The organism is Candidatus Accumulibacter contiguus (assembly GCF_036625285.1).
GTDB classification, from domain to species: domain Bacteria; phylum Pseudomonadota; class Gammaproteobacteria; order Burkholderiales; family Rhodocyclaceae; genus Accumulibacter; species Accumulibacter contiguus.
Map to the genome: position 1 here is coordinate 809,725 of NZ_JAZKUC010000002.1, position 19,081 is coordinate 828,805.

Annotated in this window: 13 protein-coding genes and 5 pseudogenes; 7 read left to right on the plus strand and 11 right to left on the minus strand. The window is 59.2% G+C overall.

The features are described from left to right. Positions 1–99: 99 nt before the first annotated feature. Together istA and istB are read left to right on the plus strand one after the other, a co-directional pair. Positions 100–1,640, plus strand: a pseudogene (gene istA / locus V5B59_RS22320) (IS21 family transposase). A gap of 12 nt (positions 1,641–1,652) precedes the next feature. Continuing rightward, positions 1,653–2,369 (plus strand): IS21-like element helper ATPase IstB, encoded by a 717-nt coding sequence (gene istB / locus V5B59_RS22325; RefSeq protein ID WP_332352332.1) that lies wholly within the window; start codon positions 1,653–1,655, stop codon positions 2,367–2,369. Here the strand turns inward: istB and V5B59_RS22330 are convergent. After that, a complete protein-coding gene (locus tag V5B59_RS22330) occupies positions 2,281–2,853 on the minus strand; it encodes a DUF6399 domain-containing protein (RefSeq protein WP_332351642.1) in 573 nt (190 codons plus the stop codon). The genes istB and V5B59_RS22330 overlap by 89 nt on opposite strands. Continuing rightward, entirely contained in the window at positions 2,808–3,323 is a 516-nt protein-coding gene (locus tag V5B59_RS22335) for a hypothetical protein (protein ID WP_332351643.1), read from the minus strand. The genes V5B59_RS22330 and V5B59_RS22335 overlap by 46 nt, the downstream gene beginning before the upstream one ends. Before the next feature lie 392 nt (positions 3,324–3,715). Between V5B59_RS22335 and V5B59_RS22340 the strand changes: the two are divergent. Together V5B59_RS22340 and V5B59_RS22345 are read left to right on the plus strand one after the other, a co-directional pair. Beyond that, positions 3,716–3,838: pseudogene (locus V5B59_RS22340) on the plus strand (ATP-binding protein); the annotation flags it as partial. 211 nt (positions 3,839–4,049) lie between these two features. After that, positions 4,050–4,331 carry a hypothetical protein gene (locus V5B59_RS22345; RefSeq protein ID WP_169071141.1) on the plus strand — a complete coding sequence of 94 codons (282 nt, stop codon included), beginning with the start codon at positions 4,050–4,052 and terminating at the stop codon, positions 4,329–4,331. Between the two features lie 196 nt (positions 4,332–4,527). Here V5B59_RS22345 and V5B59_RS22350 read toward each other — a convergent pair. Continuing rightward, positions 4,528–5,274 (minus strand): annotated as a pseudogene (locus V5B59_RS22350) (IS701 family transposase); the annotation flags it as partial. Positions 5,275–5,478: 204 nt separating this feature from the next. Between V5B59_RS22350 and V5B59_RS22355 the strand changes: the two are divergent. The 3 genes and pseudogenes from V5B59_RS22355 to V5B59_RS22365 all read left to right on the plus strand — a co-directional run. After that, a complete protein-coding gene (locus V5B59_RS22355) occupies positions 5,479–6,411 on the plus strand; it encodes a hypothetical protein (RefSeq protein ID WP_332352334.1) in 933 nt (310 codons plus the stop codon). Positions 6,412–6,646: 235 nt separating this feature from the next. Then, positions 6,647–7,117, plus strand: coding sequence for a YbhB/YbcL family Raf kinase inhibitor-like protein (locus tag V5B59_RS22360; protein WP_332352482.1), 471 nt, complete (start codon positions 6,647–6,649; stop codon positions 7,115–7,117). Positions 7,118–7,895: 778 nt separating this feature from the next. Then, positions 7,896–8,924: pseudogene (locus V5B59_RS22365) on the plus strand (IS1634 family transposase); the annotation flags it as partial. Positions 8,925–9,014: 90 nt separating this feature from the next. On the opposite strand, the pseudogene V5B59_RS22370 reads toward V5B59_RS22365, so the two are convergent. The 8 genes and pseudogenes from V5B59_RS22370 to V5B59_RS22405 all read right to left on the minus strand — a co-directional run. Further along, a pseudogene (locus V5B59_RS22370) lies at positions 9,015–9,419 on the minus strand (IS1634 family transposase); the annotation flags it as partial. 25 nt (positions 9,420–9,444) lie between these two features. Next, entirely contained in the window at positions 9,445–10,728 is a 1,284-nt protein-coding gene (locus tag V5B59_RS22375; RefSeq protein ID WP_308240163.1) for a glycosyltransferase, read from the minus strand. Continuing rightward, on the minus strand, positions 10,725–11,417 hold the full coding sequence (locus V5B59_RS22380) for a tetratricopeptide repeat protein (protein WP_169071299.1): 693 nt from the start codon (positions 11,415–11,417) through the stop codon (positions 10,725–10,727). Before V5B59_RS22380 ends, V5B59_RS22375 begins: the two co-directional genes overlap by 4 nt. Before the next feature lie 175 nt (positions 11,418–11,592). Then, the gene (locus V5B59_RS22385; protein WP_332352336.1) at positions 11,593–12,591 is read right to left on the minus strand and encodes a polysaccharide deacetylase family protein; all 999 of its coding nucleotides are present in this window, start codon (positions 12,589–12,591) and stop codon (positions 11,593–11,595) included. Between the two features lie 136 nt (positions 12,592–12,727). Then, on the minus strand, positions 12,728–13,552 hold the full coding sequence (locus tag V5B59_RS22390) for a class I SAM-dependent methyltransferase (RefSeq protein ID WP_332352337.1): 825 nt from the start codon (positions 13,550–13,552) through the stop codon (positions 12,728–12,730). A gap of 190 nt (positions 13,553–13,742) precedes the next feature. Then, positions 13,743–15,968 carry a GNAT family N-acetyltransferase gene (locus tag V5B59_RS22395; protein ID WP_332352338.1) on the minus strand — a complete coding sequence of 742 codons (2,226 nt, stop codon included), beginning with the start codon at positions 15,966–15,968 and terminating at the stop codon, positions 13,743–13,745. After that, the gene (locus tag V5B59_RS22400) at positions 15,908–17,113 is read right to left on the minus strand and encodes a DegT/DnrJ/EryC1/StrS family aminotransferase (protein WP_332352339.1); all 1,206 of its coding nucleotides are present in this window, start codon (positions 17,111–17,113) and stop codon (positions 15,908–15,910) included. The genes V5B59_RS22395 and V5B59_RS22400 overlap by 61 nt, the downstream gene beginning before the upstream one ends. 3 nt (positions 17,114–17,116) lie before the next feature. Continuing rightward, entirely contained in the window at positions 17,117–18,910 is a 1,794-nt protein-coding gene (locus V5B59_RS22405; protein ID WP_169071303.1) for an asparagine synthetase B family protein, read from the minus strand. Between the last annotated feature and the right edge of the window lie 171 nt (positions 18,911–19,081).

A 19,081-nucleotide genomic window follows, 5' to 3' on the forward strand; every position in this document is an offset into this window, starting at 1 on the left:
CAAACTGGACACCGATTCCACGGCAAACTGGACAGTCATTTGTCCTAGCGTAGCGCGCGGGATAACCGTGGCATCCTCGGTCAATTTGCCGAGGCCCACATGGCGAATACCAGGTTATCCATGCGCAAGATTGTTGACGTTTTACGGCTGTCCCACGAGGGTGGCCTCAGCCATCGCGAGATCGCTCGAGTGGTCAAAAGCTCGCCGACGACGGTCGGCGAGATCCTCCGCCGAGCGAAGCTCGTCGGCGTGACTTGGCCGCTGCCGGCAGGAGTGAGCGAGCTGTGGCTGGAGGCGCAGCTCTACCCGCCGGTGGCGCCCTCGAGCCAGAGTCGTCCCGAACCCGATTGGCCGGGTGTTCACCGCGAACTGCGGCGCAAGGGGGTGACGCTCGACCTGCTCTGGCAGGAATACAAAGCCGAGCATCCGTCGGGCTACCACTACAGCGGCTTCTGCGCCCACTATCGGCGGTGGGTCGTCCGGCTCTCGGTCAGCCTGCGCCAGACGCACACCCCGGGCGAGAAACTGTTCATCGACTACGCCGGCCCGACGGTGCCAATCACCGACGCGATGACCGGCGAAATTCGCCAGGCAGCGATCTTCCTCGCCGTGCTGGGCGCCTCGAGCTACACCTACTGCGAGGCCACCTGGAGCCAGAGCCTGCCGGACTGGATTGGCAGCCATGTGCGCACCTTCGAGCACCTTCATGGTTGTACGGCTCTGCTGGTCCCAGACAACCTCAAGAGCGGGGTCACCACCGCCTGCTTCTACGACCCCGAACTCAACCCGACGTACCGCGATCTGGCCACCCATTACGGCACGGCGGTCCTCCCCGCCCGACCGTATCGCCCGAAGGACAAAGCCAAGGTCGAGGCGGCCGTGCTTCTGGTCGAACGCTGGGTCCTGGCCCGCCTGCGGCATCAACAGTTTTTCAGCCTGGATGAACTGAACCGCTGCCTGGCCGAGCTGATGGCGGCGCTCAATACCCGTCCGTTCAAGAAGTTACCGGGCTGCCGTCAGTCGGCCTTCGCCGAAATGGACCGGCCCGCCTTGCGGCCGTTACCGCTCACGCGTTACGAGTTTGCCGAATGGAAGGTGGTCCGGGTCGGCATCGACTATCACGTCGAGGTCGTTGGCCACTACTACTCGGTGCCCTACCGCTTTGCCCGGGAGAAGGTCGATAGTCGGCTGACGGCGACGACCGTCGAGTGTTTCAGCGCGGCGCCCGCATCGCCAGCCATGCCCGGAACGACGCCCGCGGTCGGCACACCACCGTCGATGCGCACATGACCCCGGGCCACCAGGCGGTCCTCGGCTGGAATGCGCCACGCCTGCTCGACTGGGCGACGCGGATCGGGCCGCATACCGCTGCCGTCGTGCAGAGCGTCCTGCATCAGCGCCGACATCCGCAGCAGGGTTACCGGGCGTGCCTGGGCATCCTGCGCTTCGGCAAGGCCTACGGGGACGACCGCCTGGAAGCGGCCTGCGAACGGGCCATCGCCATCGGCGCCACGTCCTACAGCAGCCTGAAATCGATCCTGAAGAACGGTCTGGACCAGAAGCGCGTCGTCAGTACCCCGGCCCAGACCTGTTTGCCCCTCGAACACGCCAATCTGCGTGGCCCCGATTACTACCACTGAAAGCGACTTGCCATGCTCAACCATCCCACCGTCGAGAAACTCCACCAACTGCGCCTCTCCGGCATGGCCCGTGCCTTGGCCAGCCAGGCGCAAACCCCGGACATCGGCCAGTTATCGTTCGACGAGCGCCTCGGCTTGCTCGTCGACAGCGAGGCCGCCGAACGTGAGTCGCGGCAGAACGCCGCCCGTCTGAAGCGGGCCCGGCTCAAACAGGCGGCCACACCAGAGGATGTCGACTATCGGCATCCGCGCGGCCTCGATCGGGCGCTGTTCGCTCGCTTGATGACCGGCCGCTGGGTGGGCGAGCACCAGAACGTCCTGCTCTGCGGCCCGACGGGCATCGGCAAGACCTTTCTCGCCTGCGCGCTGGCCAATCAGGCGTGCCGGCAGGGTCATTCGGTGCTCTATGTGCGTTTGACCCGACTCCTGCCGACCCTGGCCATCGGCCGCGGCGATGGCAGTTACCTCAAGTCCTTGGCGCAGCTCGCCAAGACCGAGGTCCTGGTCATCGACGAGTGGGCGCTGGCGCCGCTGACCGACGAGAGCCGCCGCGACCTCCTGGAGATCTTCGATGATCGCCATGGGACCCGCTCGACAATCATCACCAGTCAATTGCCGGTCAAACACTGGGGCTACCCACTTAAGCCGGGACAGATTGCAATTTCAATGGGTTACGCACGACCCGTTGGCGGGCTTTCCGAGGCATGGGAAGTTCCCCCATCTGGCTGACCAGCCAGTCGAAAAGATCAGGGAACGATGTACCAAACAAGCGTGCGGCCGCCGTAGTTCCGTCATGGCGTCTCAACCCATAGTGGTGGATGACCGTCAAAGCCTTCAGACGCCTTTCCGTCCACCCACGCCCGTTATGGTACATCTGGGAAAGGCAACCATTGCGCCCCTCAACGGCGGATGAACTACGATGGAATTGGCGCACCATCCATTCTCCCCAAGTAAGCCAGCGTTGCAGCTCACGATCGGACAACGCGACGTGGAATGGGTTGGCTTCCCAGGCCTGCACTGCCTTCTGCCATGTCTGCCGGTAACGTTTCCGGTGAACTTGGTTTGGGGTCTTGTCCATCTGATGATGCCAATACAGCACGGGTAACAGGGGGTCCGTCAGCCACTGCTGGGTGGCTGGGTCCACTGCCCATTGGGTCAGGATTTCCGCTACCCAAAGCCACCAAAAACGGATGTGGCTGGATAAGCCATCCATCTGGGCGCGAAACTTCCGCAGGGCAGAACGGGGGTCCAAGATGCCCTGTTGCGCCGACCAAAAGCCGGAGACAACCACCGGCTGAGGCCATATTGTTCATGAAACGTATCCGCGCCCGAAGCACACTCAAAGCCTACGACCGCCAGTTTGATCAGCGCCTTGGCCCGATCACTGATCGCATGGCCCACCTGAATCCCCCGCGCTTCCAACCGGGGGGCCGCTTGAGCAAACCACGTATCAAAGCTGCGGTTGTCCTGTAGAGTTTCCAGCAGCAGATAGCCGGAGGACAAATCCATCAAGATCAGGATCAGCATCTCCCCAAAGAAAGTCTCATCCGCCGCCAATACAGCTTTTTGTGTCGGCGCAGGGGCAGAGGCTTCGCAGATCTGCGGGAAGGCGGGCAATAGCTCTTCCATCTGACGGAGTTGCGTCCGCAAAGCTCCGGGAGATACGCCCACGTGGGTATCCATGCGGATCAGCCTGAAAAAATCCGATCAGGCATCCGCCCCCACATGGGGCCGCAACCCGAACGAGTACAGCACGGCAAACACCAGCAATCTCTGCCAGGCAACTCCAGCCTCGGTTTCCCACAATCCCGATTCAGGGGGCCGGTTCCTGCGAAACTGTGCCTTCAGGTGTCGGTGGACGCTGCTTTTCGTGTGGCCAACCACCTTCCCCAATGCGCGCAGGCTTTGCTTGGCAGCGATCCCAGCAACAATCGCGCGGCTGGCCGCCCGTATGGCTTGAGTGGTGGCGTTTTTTTGTCATGGTCGGAAGGATACAGGGATACAGCAACCAGTTTCTACCGCCTCCTTCCTCTGAATACGGCAACATCACTGTCCCGGCTTAAGTGGGTAGCCAACACTGGCATGCCGCAATCGGTGACCCGACGCTCGCCGATGCGATCCTCGACCGCCTGGTGCATCAGGCGCCTGTCCTGGATCTCGATGGCGAATCGCTGCGCAAGAACGGCAAACCCGAATGAACCGCCGCGCCAGACTGACGAGTGATCCACCGCCGCCCGCCAGCCGTCCAGCTATAGAAGGAGCGCCGTCTGGCGGGCGCCCGTGGATCACTCTGCGCTTTGCCCCTCCCGGGCGCCAGGCATTCCACCGCCCGCGCCTCGGTTTCAGGGATTTCCTGCGTGCCAGCGCGCAAACCGTGCGTTACTGCGTAACGCTCATCAGGAGGTAAGAATGGCCAAGACCAACGCGCAACGACAGTTGGAATACCGGGAACGTCATCTGAAAGATGAAAACGGACACGGCGATCGGCTGAATATCGTTCTTCATTTCCACACCAAACGCGCACTCGAACGTCTGGCATTCTGTTACGGCGTAACACAACAGGAGTTCCTGGAGAGGCTTCTTCGTCAGGCCGATAGCGACGCCGCAACGCAGGCGTCGAGGCTTCCCGATGGCAGCGCCGACTACTACGAGAAACAGCGTCGATTGGGTCCGGAAATCGTTACGCCGTAACGAACCCGGCCTCCACCGACAGGCGACAAAAAAGCCCAAACACATTTATTCGGGTGAGCTAGAAACTTGACCCGAGTAAGCGTCTTGGAGTACCACCCATTCACCCCGCGTCGCTACGCTCCGACTGTCCAGTTTGCCGTGGAATCAGTGTCCAGTTTGGCGTGGAATGAGTGTCCAGTTTGCGTGGAATACACATCAGGCGCGCGGCCCATTCGCGGGCTTCCCAGGCCGGTACCCACGCCTTTCCCGGATCAGCAAAGTAAAACTGCTGGTCGCTGTGCACCTCGGTGGCGAAGAGCTCGCCTGCGTCGTCCCACTCAAACAGCAGCCAGGTCGCGTGGCCATAGAGGCCGTCGGCACCGAGGAAGCCAAAACGCACCCCAGCAGCTCGTGCCCGCTTGACCCTCTCGGCGGCCATCTGCGGCTTACTCCGAAAGACCCGTGCCGATTCCGGAATCCCGGCTTCCTGGCAACGCTTGGCATCCTCGACCCAGTCCTTTGGCAGGAACCACTCGAAGTCGATGATCGCCGCCTGCGGCCCTCGCGCCAAGGCGGCATACACCCCAACCTGTGAGTTTTCGACCTTGCCCAAGCGACCGTTGTACTGCCTGGCCACGCCCGCTGAATGGTCACCCTTCTTTTCGAACCCAGACTCATCGAGCAACCGTCCTGCCTCTGGCCCACCGATCCACTCGTCCGCTTGTCGCGCCGTCTCCCGACGCACCTTCTCAAAGTCCCACGCGGCATCGCTCAACAGGTGGTGAAGGCGGTGATACTCGCTCTCCGCCACCGTCTCGCTCATCTGTTCCAGGTTCGCACGAGGGCTTTGAAAAAGGCCCCGCAAGTACGGTTCCGCTGGCTCGGCCGTGCTTCGCGTTTTACTGCGGAAACACTCTCGGAACGACTGAAAATGGCTGCTCAGATTCTCGCAGCAACCGGCCACCGCACGCCTGATCCCAAATAAATAAATTTGGAGTTTTCATTGTCATACTCCTTATGTCGTAGAGCATTAGATATGTGGTTCAATAGCCTGTATTTCAACCATTTTAGCAATGTGGCAAAGTAGAAGTAGGATCGAGCACCACCACCTCACGGATCGCCTGCGACATCACTTCAGGAGCAAGCAAGACCTTTCTGACCGCACTGTATGGCCGTCGATGGTGGGTGGGTCGTGAGGCGCCGCTCGCGCCTGGAGCGGGCGGAACAGCTTGGGGCGGCCAGCGCGCGCTTGGCGGCGGGACAGCCGCAACGGCAGGTAGCCGCCGACCTCGGCCTGGCACGCAGTACCTTGCAGGAGTGGTGCCAGCCGGTTGCGGTCGGCGCAGCCCCGGCGGCCTTGGCGGCGTGGGTGGAGACCGCTGAGGGCGTGCGGTGGCTGCATCAACTGGTGTTGGCGGCGCACTTCAGCATTACCCTGCAGGGTGGTGCCGGAGTTCGGGTGGTGTGCCAATTTCTTGAGTTGAGCGGGCTGTCGGCATTCGTCGGTGCCAGCTACGGCACCCACCAGGGCCTCAATGCAGCCCGGGAGGAGGCGCTGGTCGCTGTCGCACATGAGCAGCGCGCGGCGCTGGCGCGGGGCATGCCCCACCGGGATCTCACGGTGTGTGAGGATGAGACCTTCCATCCGCAGATCTGTCTGGTAGCGCTGGAGCCGGTGTCGGGCTTTCTTCTTCTGGAACAGTACGCGGCGGATCGCAAGGCGGCGACCTGGACGCAGGTGCTCCAGGCGGCCCTGGTCGGGTTGAACGTCGCCGTGATCCAAGGCACCAGCGACGAGGCCACGGCGTTGCATCGGCAGGTCGAGATGGACCTGGATGCGCATCATTCGCCGGACCTCTTCCATGGTCAGCACGAGGTATCGAAGGCCACCAGCCTGCACCTGGCCCGCCAGATCCGGCAGGCGGTGATGCGCGGAAATGGCCAACAGCGACTCAACTCTTTACCTTGGCACATCAAGACCCTACCATTGGCTCCGTTGAACAGCCATTCGAATGCGCTGGATCGTGTCGTTGACCAAAGCTGTTCTTGGCACCTCCAGCCCCAGGTTCCGTGCGATCGTGTTGATTGTTGCAGGATTTAATGGCATACCTCCTGCGTCTATGGCCGCAATGACTTCCTTGGCTCGCTGGACTTCTGGAGGTAACTTGGCTCGGGGAAGGAAGAACCCTTTCAGCCACTTCAACAGAGTTGGCTTTCGGTGAGGTATCACAATGTGTAGCCTGCTGAAATTGACTATCTTTTTGCTGACATCCGTTTTGGCTCAATTTGTCGCGTCGGCTGCCTTGGCGGCAACCACTCAAGCTGGAGATAAGATCGTGGACATGACCATCACTTCAAGTACGTTCGAACACAACGGGTCAATCCCAAAGCTGTACACCTGCGAGGGCAAGGATATTTCTCCACCATTGGCATGGACTGGCATTCCTGCTGGTGCAAAGAGTCTAGCATTGATTGTGGACGATCCTGATGCGCCAGATCCCGCCGCGCCGCGCATGACCTGGGTTCATTGGGTGCTGTACAACCTGCCTGTTACCAGCATCGGGCTACCCGAGGCCGTTCAGTCGTTACCCGCAGGCACGCTGGATGGACTGAACGACTGGCAGCGCACTGGCTACGGTGGCCCCTGTCCTCCCATCGGTCGGCACCGTTACTTCCACAAGCTTTACGCCCTTGACGTTGTGCTGCCCGACTTGAAAAAACCGACCAAGAAAACCCTGGAGCAGGCTATGAAGGGGCATATCGTTGTGGAAGCGCAGTTGGTCGGTACCTATCAAAAGGGGCGTTGATCTCGTTTTGCACGGCAACGGCTATTGCGGACCGTCACGTTAGTGTAGACCAGGGCGTTTTTTGATGTCCGCTTTCCTACCTGTTGAATGCTCACTTTCGACCCGATGCGGACAATCGAGGTCTTGGAAAGCGGGCGCCCAATGGTGTCGCTAACCTGCGCGAGCGAAGCGAGCGTCAGGTTCAGCGACTTGGCGGCATGTTCAGACGCACCTTCCCGGATCCATTGAGGTAAGCCATTGATTAATTGTAAGAAATAATAAGTCGTGCGCTGGTTGAAACAGCACACGGTGGCCGATGTGTTGGACAAAGCTGCTACGCGGAGGATATACGGCCGAAGTCGATGGGCTGGCCCGAGAGGTATCATCTGGCCTTGATTGCGAGGAACCTCTTCTTGATCAACGCGGGAACGATCTTGCCTGGGAAGCAGCCAAGTACGAAGGCCGCTGCAGCGTTCACCGTCAATTAGGGAGACCTTTGGCCATGTAAGCGCCTCCCCCGTCCTCGACGAGGGATGGGAGAGTGATGTTCGCAAGCCGACGAAACGGTCTGTCTCGAATTCTGGCATAATCAATGCTTTGCCGCCAAGAAGGGACGCCAACGGCCGCAACGGCATCGGTGAAGTCCCCGGCAGGGCAGTTTATTATGCCAAGTATTTCTATTTGTCATATTCAAAAAATATATTTTCTATGGGCTGGCCCCGCGCCTCCCTGACCGGGCTTGTCCAACAAACGGTTCTGATCGTGGCTTCGCTTCGCTCGCACGATCTAACCTTATTCGTTGGGGGTGGAGGGCTTTGATGAGGATGACCTCTATGCCGCGCTGGACTGGCTGGCGAGCCAGCAGGAGCGCATCGAGCGAGAACTGTACCGGGCCTACGTCAAGGCGCAGGGCCAACCGCCCGTGCTGGTGCTGTACGACGTGACCTCAAGCTATTTCGAAGGGGAATGCAACGAACTGGGGCAATACGGCTACCACCGCGACGGCAAGCGAGGCAAGCCGCAAATCCTTGACGGACGCCCAGATACGCACCTTCTTCCAGGAGGGCGTGCTGCAGACGGATCTCTTCGATACGCCTCTGTGCGAGGTGGAGCACGACGACAAGCGCCTGATCGTGCGCCGCAACGAAACCGTGCGGGTGAGGGGCGGCGGCGAGAGGACAAGTGGGCGCAGTTGCAAGCGCAGGTCGCCGAACGTAATGCCTTCGTCCAGAGCTCCAGGCGCGCCAGCGCGGCGGCAGGCCTGGCCGCCTTGCAGCGCTGGGCCAAGAGCCACAAGCTCAGCGCGTTTGTCACCCTGACGCTGAAAGAATGCGTCCTGGTCTGTACCCTCGACAAGGAGGCCAAGGCGCAAGACGCCCTGCTCGACGGCTGCTATCTGCTGGAAACCGATGTGCCGCTGGCCTTGATGGACGCGAAGACGGTCGATGCGCGTTATCGCGATCTGCAAAAAGTCGAGCGCAACTTCCGTATCGTGAAAACCACCTTCCTGGAAATTCGCCCGATCTTCCTGCGCAAGGCCGAGCGTACCAAGGCGCATGTCTTCGTGGCGATGCTCGCGTTGAAGATCACGCGGCGATTTGAAGCCGATCTGCACCGGACCTTCGGCAGCACCGAAGACGACCCCGCCGCCATCACTCCGGACGACGCCCTGGTGGCCCTCGGACGATTGACCTATCTCTACACCACCGACCGCAACGGTCAGCGTCACACGCATCTGCCACGCCCGGACGATCAACAGGCCAAAATCCTCAGCGCCATCGGTCTGTCCTTCCCGCTCAAGGCCAAAGCCGACAAGCTCGCCGCGTAGGCAGGCGCCGCTTTCGCGGCATCGGCTATTTGTTTAACAAAAACAGATACTTAAAGCATAATTGCGCTTGCTGGCTGGAGGAAGATCCGTCAGACGCAGGCGCAGCACCCGATAGAGCAGTGCCAGGAAGCAGATCAAGGCATGCGCCTGGATTCGGTCCGGAAGGCGAGGGAAGACCGGCGCGATTTCGATCTCCGACTTCAGAATTCGGAATCCTCGTTCGATGTCGGCCAGCGCTTGGTAGCGCGTCACGATCTCGGACGGGGGACAATCCGGCACATTGGAAACGAGGATCCACTTCCCGTCCATCAGCCGTGCGCGCTTCAGCGCACGTTCATCGATCGCGTCGGTGAACACCTCGGAGGAGAGATCGACCTTGATGATGTGTGCCAGATGCGCCGCAGCGACCGCTTGGTAGAAACGGGCTGTCGTGCCGGGGTCCGATAGCTTCTTGCCCGGATGGGTCTGACCAGCCTCCTGGGCATCCAGTTGTCCAGTTTGGTATGGAATACACAGTAGCTCAGGTTCTTGCCAGTCCATCCAGAAGCGCCGCAAGCTCCTTCGTTCTTGCCTTGCGCGAGTGTCTCATGGCGAACTCCCTGGAAACGCCCGAATCGACTCCCTCGGACAGCTTCTTGACGAATAACCGAAGTGTACCAGCGATGTTTTCTGCGTCGGCAATATTGGCAATATGGTTCACCCTGGCCTCCGACAGCATACTTGCGGAAATGCCCTCGGGACCAACGAGCCCGAGAATCGGTCGTCCGGAGCGGTAGTATTCGTAAATCTTTGCCGGGATCTGATGGTTGCAGCATGCGCCTTGGAACAACAATAGCCCATCGGCTCGCAGCATTTCCTGAAGTGCCTCATGATAACTGACCACTGGCGCCAGCCTGACGATGTCGTCAATGCCCAGTTCGGCGATCATCGGCTTGTACAATTCGTCGTTGCCGGTTGCCCGAAGGACAACCTGAAGCTTCGAGCCATCAATGTCTCCCGAATGTTTCAGCATTGCCAATGCAGCGAAGAAAGGGCGCGGGTCTCTTTCCGTGGGGTAAAGGATGCCGCTGTGAAGGAGCGTGATCTGCCCAGGCCGTCCCAGGGGAGTGTTTGTGAAACCGGACTCGGCACTGCGGAAGTTGTCTTCGTCGAAGCCGTTTTCGATGACTGCCCAGCGCGATGCCGGAATCTCGGGGTAGCGTTCGGCATACATCTGTCGCGTCGGCTCGGTGGTGAACACCGCCTTTGAGCAGTGATGAACCGTTTCATGTTCGATCTTGCGATGAATTTTCCATGTTCTCGGGTCGCGCGGGTAGCCCGTCTCGGTCATCGAATCGCGAAAGTCTGCGATCCATGGTAGCCTGCTTCGCTTGCACAGGCTGAGCCCGATCAGGTGAGCCGTGACAATGGGGGACGTGGAAAATATGGCTGCAGGGCGGTAACGGCGAATCATTCGCATACCGGTCCAGACGGCCCCAGGCCACCAGCTGACCCAGCGATCGGGCTGCGCCATCCAGCGAAAATACCTGCCTCCGATCGAGAAATGGCGAGAGGTGTCCAGCCCGAAAGCACGTCGAACAATGGCATCCTCCGGGATCTCCTTGAGTTGATGAGGACTGGTCGCGTCGTAGGCCCTGGGAGAGACTGTAAGAACCAGTGGTTCCCAGCCGTACTCGCGAAGGTACGCAGAGAACTTCAATGTCCTCTGTATGCCACTACTGGCCTGGAATGGCGGGAAGTGGTAGGCGATCATGAGTAACTTTCTGTGGTCGGCCATTTGGGGTATTGCGGTTGTCAGAGTCATTTCTGCTGCTCCGGACCCGAGACAGGGGGGTCTTCGCCGTCATCCCGGGTGGCTGTCGCCTGTTCCGCGAGCTCTGGCGCAGCGGTCTCGCCGGCGCTTTCCGGAGCAGGTTTCTGGACAATCGGCACGATCTCGGATGGATTTCCACCAAGCAGGCGATATTGCTCACGCAGCACCCTTGAACCCGGACTATATTCCAGGCCTGATTTCACCAACTGCTTTGCTTCAGCTTTCTTTCCAGCCTTTATCAGAAACTCGGCCCAGTGTGAATAAGCCGGCCAGTATTCAGGCCGCAGGGCTCGGGCCTGGGCAAATGAATTGTTGGCCTCTTTGAAAAGGGACAGGCGCAGTTCCACCTCGCCGGTTCGAGTGAGGATTTCCGGAAGCAGGATGAAATCGCGCGTGGAGTTACGGAGAACGTATTGGTAATCCGCGCGTACGTTGGAGAGCATGGATTTTCTGGTGGCTTCCGGGGTACCGCTGCTCAGGGCGCGCAGCAGGTTGATCTGCCCCCAACAATAATGGTGCATGTGCGAGAACGACTTGCCCATCCGAGCTTCCCAGCTTTTGCTCTCGGGGCTCCCATACACCCAGCTCTGGGTATGGGGGCAGTAAGCCGGAATCAGGCGCATTTCCTCCACTGTGACGTTCTGAGGCTTTTCTGCCAGGGTGGTGGTCGCCGTGCTCATCAGCGCCAGAGCGAGTGCCAGATGTCGCGCGGCGATTCGAGACAGATATTTCCTCGGTTTCGTGTACCTGAACATTCGTGGGATTCCTATGTGCTGTTAGTCCAACTGCTGAATGAAGATCTGTCCTGTCATCGATGGAAGCGATCATGGCTCGAGGGATCATGGGCCAGTTCTTCTAACCGAAAATTCTTCGTGCCAATTGCTCTCCGTGACGCAGGAATGTCGAGGAAAGGCTCGCCTTTCCCGGATATGGATAGGATGGACAAAATGGATAATCCTGCCGCAGTTGGGTATCGATCGTTGGGGCAGGAGATAGCGTACTGACTTCAAATTTGTCCCGGTGTGCCGCCAGGAACGCGCAAAGCGCTTCGAAACGCCTGACCACGATACCGTCGGGCTCACTGCGCCCCTGCCGCAGCATTTCGAAATTGTGGGAAAGGATGACGAAGTGCCTGGTTCCATTGTCGGCCGCGGATTCCAGGGCATTGCGCATTTCAGGGAAGCTGCAGGCACCGAGCTGGGCTGGCCTCGGTTTACCGAAGCCGTCGCGAAAAATCGTCAAAGGCAGGATGCGCACTCCCTCGAATACCTGTGGCCGATAGAAATCCAGGGTGTTCCTAAGGTCAATTCCACAATCCGGATGCACCGCGTTGAGGCTGCTGTCCAGAGTGATCCCACATTGCCGGAGAGCGCGGTAGGTGTCGGTGTTACAGGCAAAGCTCCCAGCCCGGAAGGCAGTCACCTGGTCATGTCCGGCAGCGGCCAGAAGATTGCGGCCGTAGGCCAGCAGGGTGCACTGTTCCTCCAGGGTGTAGTAGGAAAGATGTTGGCGCTTCCGATTCGCTCCAGGAAAGAGCAAGGGACGGATTTCATCGGTCCATTCCGGATGCAAGTGCAACTGGATATCGTGATTCCCGGCACGAATCATGTCAACGATGACGGCCAGGTGCTCGATTCCGAAGCGTCCGGCAAACAGTGGCTCCACGAAAAAAACCCCCTTGAGCGCATTGCGATCAAGAATCTCGAGAGTTTTGGGCAGCGCATAGTCACCGCTTTGCGAGTGGCCATAGACATAACGGTGGAAACTGTGAGGAAAGCGGACGTCCAGTTCTTCCCAGTTGTTGCACCAGATCTCGATATCGAAGGTCAGATAGACTTTCATGGTCTCATGCATTGCTGTTGATTTGCTGGAGTTCGAAAACGGTTGCTGACTTTGCCGACTCGGGAAGGAGAAATACGTCCGGAAATACCGGTCCGACGACTGGAGGGGCCGAGACTGGTGCGGGCCCCCACTGGTCTGTCGCTCCAGTTCACCGTTCTTTGATCGCGAACAACACTGTCCAGGGAGTTAACACTTGTCCGGCAAAGCGCAGCGGCGGAATCATCCGCGCCATGTTGACGGTCAGCCTCTGCAGCGTCCCCATCTGATCGGTATCAATCAGATCGAAACGATCCAGGCAGCGAAAGCCGCGTGGTTTCAGATAGGCGGAGAGAGAATAGACGCTGAACCAATTCACCGCGGGGTACTTGGCATCGTTGGCGATCTCCGGTCTGGTAGTTACCGCAAGGTGCTCGAACCTGCGCTTCACGAAGCCGGGGTACCAACTGTACATTGGCAAGTCGAACTCCTCCTGAACCGGGCACAGGCAGTTGGTGGTGCTGAGATACAGCAGGCCGCCGGGTTTCAGCACACGTACCGCCTCATTGAGGCAACTTTGCCAGTCGCAGACATGTTCCAGAAGTTCTGGTACCAGGGCGACATCCATTGATTCGTTGGCATAGGGCAGATCTGTCGCTGATCCAATATTGAACTCGATTTCGAACTGTTCCTCGCGCCCTCGTTGCCTGGCCACTTCGATCAGTGACGCGTTGACATCCAGACCATGGACATGGTGTCCCAGTTGCGCCCAGAGGCGGCACTGAGTACCAGCACCACAGCCGATGTCCAATACCTCCAGTCTGCTCGTGCGGCCAGCCGTGGTAGCGAGGAGCGCCAAGGCCTGGTCACGTACCCGGGTGAAACGTTCTATGGTCGCAGGCGAAAGGCTTTGCTGAGAGTAGTAGTCAAAAAAACCGACGTTGGTCGAATGATCCCATGATCCTGGGGGCTGCGTTTCTCTTCTGTCGGTAGACATTTCTGCGCATTCCTTGAAAGGTGTGTGGCGGGGACGAGGTTACGACTCGAAGGAGCCTGTTCCGAGACGAAACCTTGGCGCTTACGGAGCAATAGGCTCACTATTGTAAGGTGGTCTGCTGAATGCTTTGGTGCAATTTCAAGCCTGCACATGACATTGGCTTGCCAAGTGTGTGCTTGCCGGTCGGTGTTCATTTTTCCCGCAATGGGCGGAAAAAGCCTGCTTGCGGCCAAGCCAGCTTGATCCTTGCGGCGATGGTTTTGACCACCCGACCCAGAACCTCCTTGACCAACAATGTGAAGCCAATGATCGTCCCGGGGTTGTAGGCGATGATTCCCCAGCGCTCGCGGCGGTCACTCATCCACTTCTGCTTGTAACTATCATCGCCGATCAGGTAGTCCACCTCGTGAACGTGATCACAGTCGATAACGTGCTGCATGAGATGTGCGGCAAGAACGGTTCCCGGTGCGTACGATGCGAAACTGTCATCGTACGCCACCTTGTAGATGCTGGCCTTATTGCCGTCTATGAACCAGAGTTGTGCCGCAATCGCGCGGTTTTGCAGCCGAGCAATTCCTAGACGGAGCGTGCCCATGCCAGCAAGCTTCCGGATCAGGGAGGGGACGAAATCCGGATAAGGTTCCGGTTTCTTCCAGCTTGCTGCGTAGACCTGCTGGAACTCGGCGATGGATGGTTCAATGTTCTCGGGCGTCATTACGATTTCAAGCGTTCCACCTGCAGCGGCGAACTTCTTGCAACTGCGACGGATTGAACTGCGCAGGTTGGCACTTCGGCTCTTAAGATAGTCTTGCCAGGTACCCCTCACAGTAAGAAACCAGTTGCCAAAGCAGAAGAACGGAAACGGGATCCAGTCGTTCGCTTTCAGCGCGTTGAACAGGGATTGGTATGCTGGGGTGTCCGGATCCATGGGGGCAAAACGCATCACATGGGCACCTCCATGGTCTCGATCGGCCGCTGCGAGCAGATCGTTCAAATCCAGCAAGTCGGCGTCTTTACTGAGCAGCGGAGCGTAGAGTGAGGTGTAGTAGTTGCTCAGGGATTCGACGCTCTTGACCGGTCCTTTCGCTCTCAACCTTACTGGAAGAAGCACTGCCGGGAATTGCTTCTCGGCAGTGAAGTAGTAACGAATACCCGGATCGCTCGGGAACACATTGCTTTCCAGGAGTTCGAACCAGGCGGCGGACGCTTCCAAACGGTCTGCGCTGGCGAACTCGCCGAGGTGGTACGGTGTATCCTTGAAGTTCCCGATGCGCTTGCAGTCCTTCACTTCGTCTTTCAGCCGGGCGTTTTCTGGCCTTTCAGCCCGGAGCTTCCGAAGATTCCGCCGGAAAGCTCTCAGCACAGAGAATGCAGCAGCGTACAGCGGACCCCTGAAAATCTGAATGTTCTGAAGAGTGCAGGCAAATGTCGCCCATTCCTTCTGATCGCTGGTGGCATTGGTGTAGAACTCGATCGTTTTTCTGGAGGGCATGGAGAATTGTTCCTCGATCAAGCGATAGAGCAGGAGTCGGCCTGGAGCAAAACGCGCCAGGGATTCGTCGTATGCCGTTTTCAGACAGATCAGCAGATGATCGTTTGCAATCACCAGGCGAGAGGATGCCAGATGCGCGCCGAGATGGAGTTCATAGACCGCTGCCTGGTGGCTCAGCGCAAAACGGTGCAGGATTTCCCGATAGAAGGCGCCTTGCGGGTTGCCGATCGAAATTGCAGTCCCTCGCTGTCCTTTCCAGCCAGCGGTTTCCAGTGCGCCGTACCTGCCAATGCAGGCTTCCATGTCTGCCGCCTCAACGAACGCCGCCAGTCCAGTAGGTCCGATCTCGGTCTCCGTGCGCCGGAAGTATCGGGCAAGGTTCCCCTGCAATTTTTTCGGGCGTTCTTGCCAGTAACTACGAAAATCATGATTCTCCTGCCGGATACCGATCGTGCGTGCCTGTGCGAGGACGATCCTGGGCAACGGTAGACGCGAGAAGTCAGGGAGATAGCGTGGATCTACTGCGTACAGTTCAATCGTCCACGCCAGACCCGGCAGTGCGGTCCATAGGGTTTCGAGCAGGCAGGCGTCATCGAGCAGGACGGCGCCTGTTTGTACCTGTGCAGGACGAAATGAGGACCACCGGCCAAAACCACCCGAGCAAAGGATCAGCGCACCCACAATGCCTGCATCCGTCCGGTGAATGCACAACTGTTCGCCACCGTCGCCGAAATGATCCAGCAAAGGTTCAATGAAACGACTGTCGAAAAAAGGGTGGCGATCGTACAGTCTGGCATTCAGGCGGTCCCATTCGTCGGCAAACTGTCGGAAGGCGGTCTTTGCATCATGGATTTCCCATCCCATTACTGAAAGCCTTTCGCGGAAGAACGGTTGAGCGTCTTGTCGAGGGCGGTGATCATCCACTCCAGTTGATTGCTGGTCAGCGCTTGATGGCAAGGCAAATGCAGGAGGTGAAGCCGATAGTCTTGCGAGATCCGGCAATTGGAGTCGGCCATCTCATCCCAGCGCCAGATCGGAACACCGAGATGCTTCAGCCAGTAGAAATGTGGGTCTGGATGGGCGATATACAGTGGGAACATGTATGGCGCAGTGTGTTCCGGCAAGTCAGAAAACAGCGTCTGGCAGTTCGATATGCGGGTGACGGCTTCCAGCCAGCGATGGTAGTTCTCGCGGCGGCGACGCATGTTGTCGGTGATGGAAGACTGGTCGACGATTAGGCGCGAGCAGCGCAGTGATTCCCTATGGGCCAAGGCTCCGGAAAAAAGGGCGGAGGGAGCCGAGCGTTCCTCGATCTCGTCATTGCCGGGGACTACTGGACAGGCACTGAGGGACTCCAGGCGCAAGTCGATCGAAGAGATGTCCCCAATCATGATCCGTGCCGATCGGCTTCTTTCCCAGGCGTGCTTGATGCCGCGCAACTCCTCGACTGGCGTGGCTGGTACGGTTTTCACACGATCGAGCAGGTGATCCTCTGGTGTGTAGAGCAAGCCTCCATCATCGCAAGCGAAGAATTTGTAAGGGCTGGATACGACAAAGTGACCATAGCTGCCGGTACCGGCTGCGCGAAAGTGCTCGGTGAACAGCACATGTGAACAGTCCTCGATCAAAGTGATTTCGCGATTGACGCAGAATGCTTTCAATCGGCTGAAATCCTTGGCGATACCGAAGTAATGCGTCGCCAGCAGCGCCTTGACCGGTTTCTCGATGCTGGCAAGAAGTTTCTCCAGAGCGTCGAGGTCGGGTGATAGATCGGCCTGGAGGCGATAGAGATGGACTTCCGCTTCCAGGGCCATGGCCGGGTCCAGCATGGTTACGCAGTGATACGCTGGAGCCAGCAGAGCACCCTCACGATTCAGACCAGCCAGCCGATAGGCCTCGCCCAGCGCGTATCGCCCGCGCGAGAAATGCCGGAAGTTCCTGCTTGCCCGACGCGGAATCGATCTGCAGAGCCAGGCCGAGGGCGATGGGAGGAGGGGTGTGTTTGGTAAGGGGGATATCCGGGGTTTTGGAAAACCACAGGGTTTCGGGTCAAAGCGTATGAACTTCATCTCTCAGTCGCAGCCATCCCTCGCGCTTTTTGGTCTCTCCTGGGCGCGCAGCCATTGTTCCAGGATGGTCAGGACCCACACCATCTCCCCGTAGTAGCCAGGGTGCTCGGGCAGATGTTCGCTCATCAGCTTCTGAATGAAGTCAGCACGTACGATTCCGCGCGTCGCGAGGGTGCTCAGTGAGTCCTCGACGAGTTGCATCAGGGCCGGGGTGCGTGTCGTCCACACGCCAAAGGGCAGTCCGAAGCCCTTTTTCTTCTTGGTCAGGATTTCGTCGGGAAGGAAACCGCGCAGCGCCTCCTTGAAGAACCAGCGCAGCTTGAAGCGGCGAAGTTTCCAGTCGGGCGGCAGGCCCATCGAGAAATCGGTCAGGCGGTCGGTCAGCAAGGGATAGGCGACCGGGATGCCGGCCATCTGGGTGGCGCCGCGAACTTTCGGCAGGTCGCTGTCGGCCAGCGTGTAGCGCCAGTCGTAAGCGAGCATGCGATTGATCAGGCTCGGCGCCTGACACTCGTTCCAGGTGCCCTGCATGTGCCTGGACGGTTCGCTCGAATCGATCTGGGCGAGAAAATCAGCAGTGAGTACTTTTTCCGGATCGAGTTGCGTGATCAGGTTGAAGCTCTGCAGGCGATCGGGCATCGGAACGCGTGAATGGCGAACATAGCCGGTTGCCTGCCTGAGGCCGGGGATTCGCCGCAAGGGGCTGCCGTCTGTGCAAATTGGCTCGATCAATCGCCTGAGGCGATGCGGCACGCGGTGGTAGAACTCAAACACTTGTTGCGTAGCGTAGCGGGTGTTGCCGCCGAACAGTTCGTCGCCGCCATCGCCGGCCAGCATTTTGGTGCAGCCGTCGGCCTGCGCGATCTTGGCGCAGTAATAGGCCGGCAGCGCCGAGGAGTTGCCGAAGGGCTGATCGTGATGCTGTGCGACCATTGGCATGCTGGCTACCAGGTCGGCCGGTGTCACATAGTATTCATGGTGTTCGCAGCCAAAGTGCCTGGCGGCGAGACGAGCGTATTCCATTTCGTCGTAGCCTTCGGCGTCGAAGCCGATCGAGTAGGCGGGTGCCGCTCTGCCGGTCACTTGGCAGAGCATGCCTGCCACCGTCGAGCTGTCGGTGCCGCCAGACAGGAAGGCGCCGACGCGTTCGTGGCCGGCGACCTCTTCGGCGATGCTGTCGCGGATCAGGTTGCGGAAGGTGTCGCGCGCTGCGGCGAAGGGCTGGCGGTGTTGCTCGTCGAAAAGCAGGGGCCAGTGGCGGGCTTCGTGTACCCCATTCCGGTCGATCAGCACGCCGTGTGCCGCCGGCAGCCGGCACACCTGGCGGAAAATCGTGCGTGGTGCCGGGATCATGTGGAAGTACAGGTAGTCGAAGATCGCCTGCGGGTCGAGTTCGTCGCCACGCCCCTGAACGCAGTCGGCACGATCCGAGAAAGCCAGCGTCTTGCCGTCGGTGCGATAACACAGCGTCTCGATCGCAAAGCGGTCAACGGCCAGGAATACGCAGGCACGCGTCGTATCCACAATCGCCAGAGCGTAGGATCCACGGATGCGCGCGGCGACTTCTGCCCCGCTCTTCCGCCAGGCTTCGAGAAGCGCAGTGGCAAATCCTGCCGATCGCGAAGCGCCGGCGACACTTTCGTCCCGGAAGGAGGGTGAGCCGATCACCACGCATGCGCTATCGGCGTCGCGGGCAACCTCGTCGCCCTGCAGGACAAGCGACTGGATCAGCATGGGCGCAGTGCTGGGATCCAGGAGGCTGGTCAGGTCAAGCTGGCCCGAAAGTCTGTCTTTCATAAAGTGTCTGGTTGATTGCAGGTTGATTGGCGGACGCGATGCTACGCTAAAGCCATGACTTCTACTGTGTGAAATTTCCTTTCAAGCCAACGGTCATGACTTTTCCAGGCACCTCCGATCATGAAAGTCATGACCGTTTCCCTCTCCCCCAACCCCTCCCCCGCGAGGGGG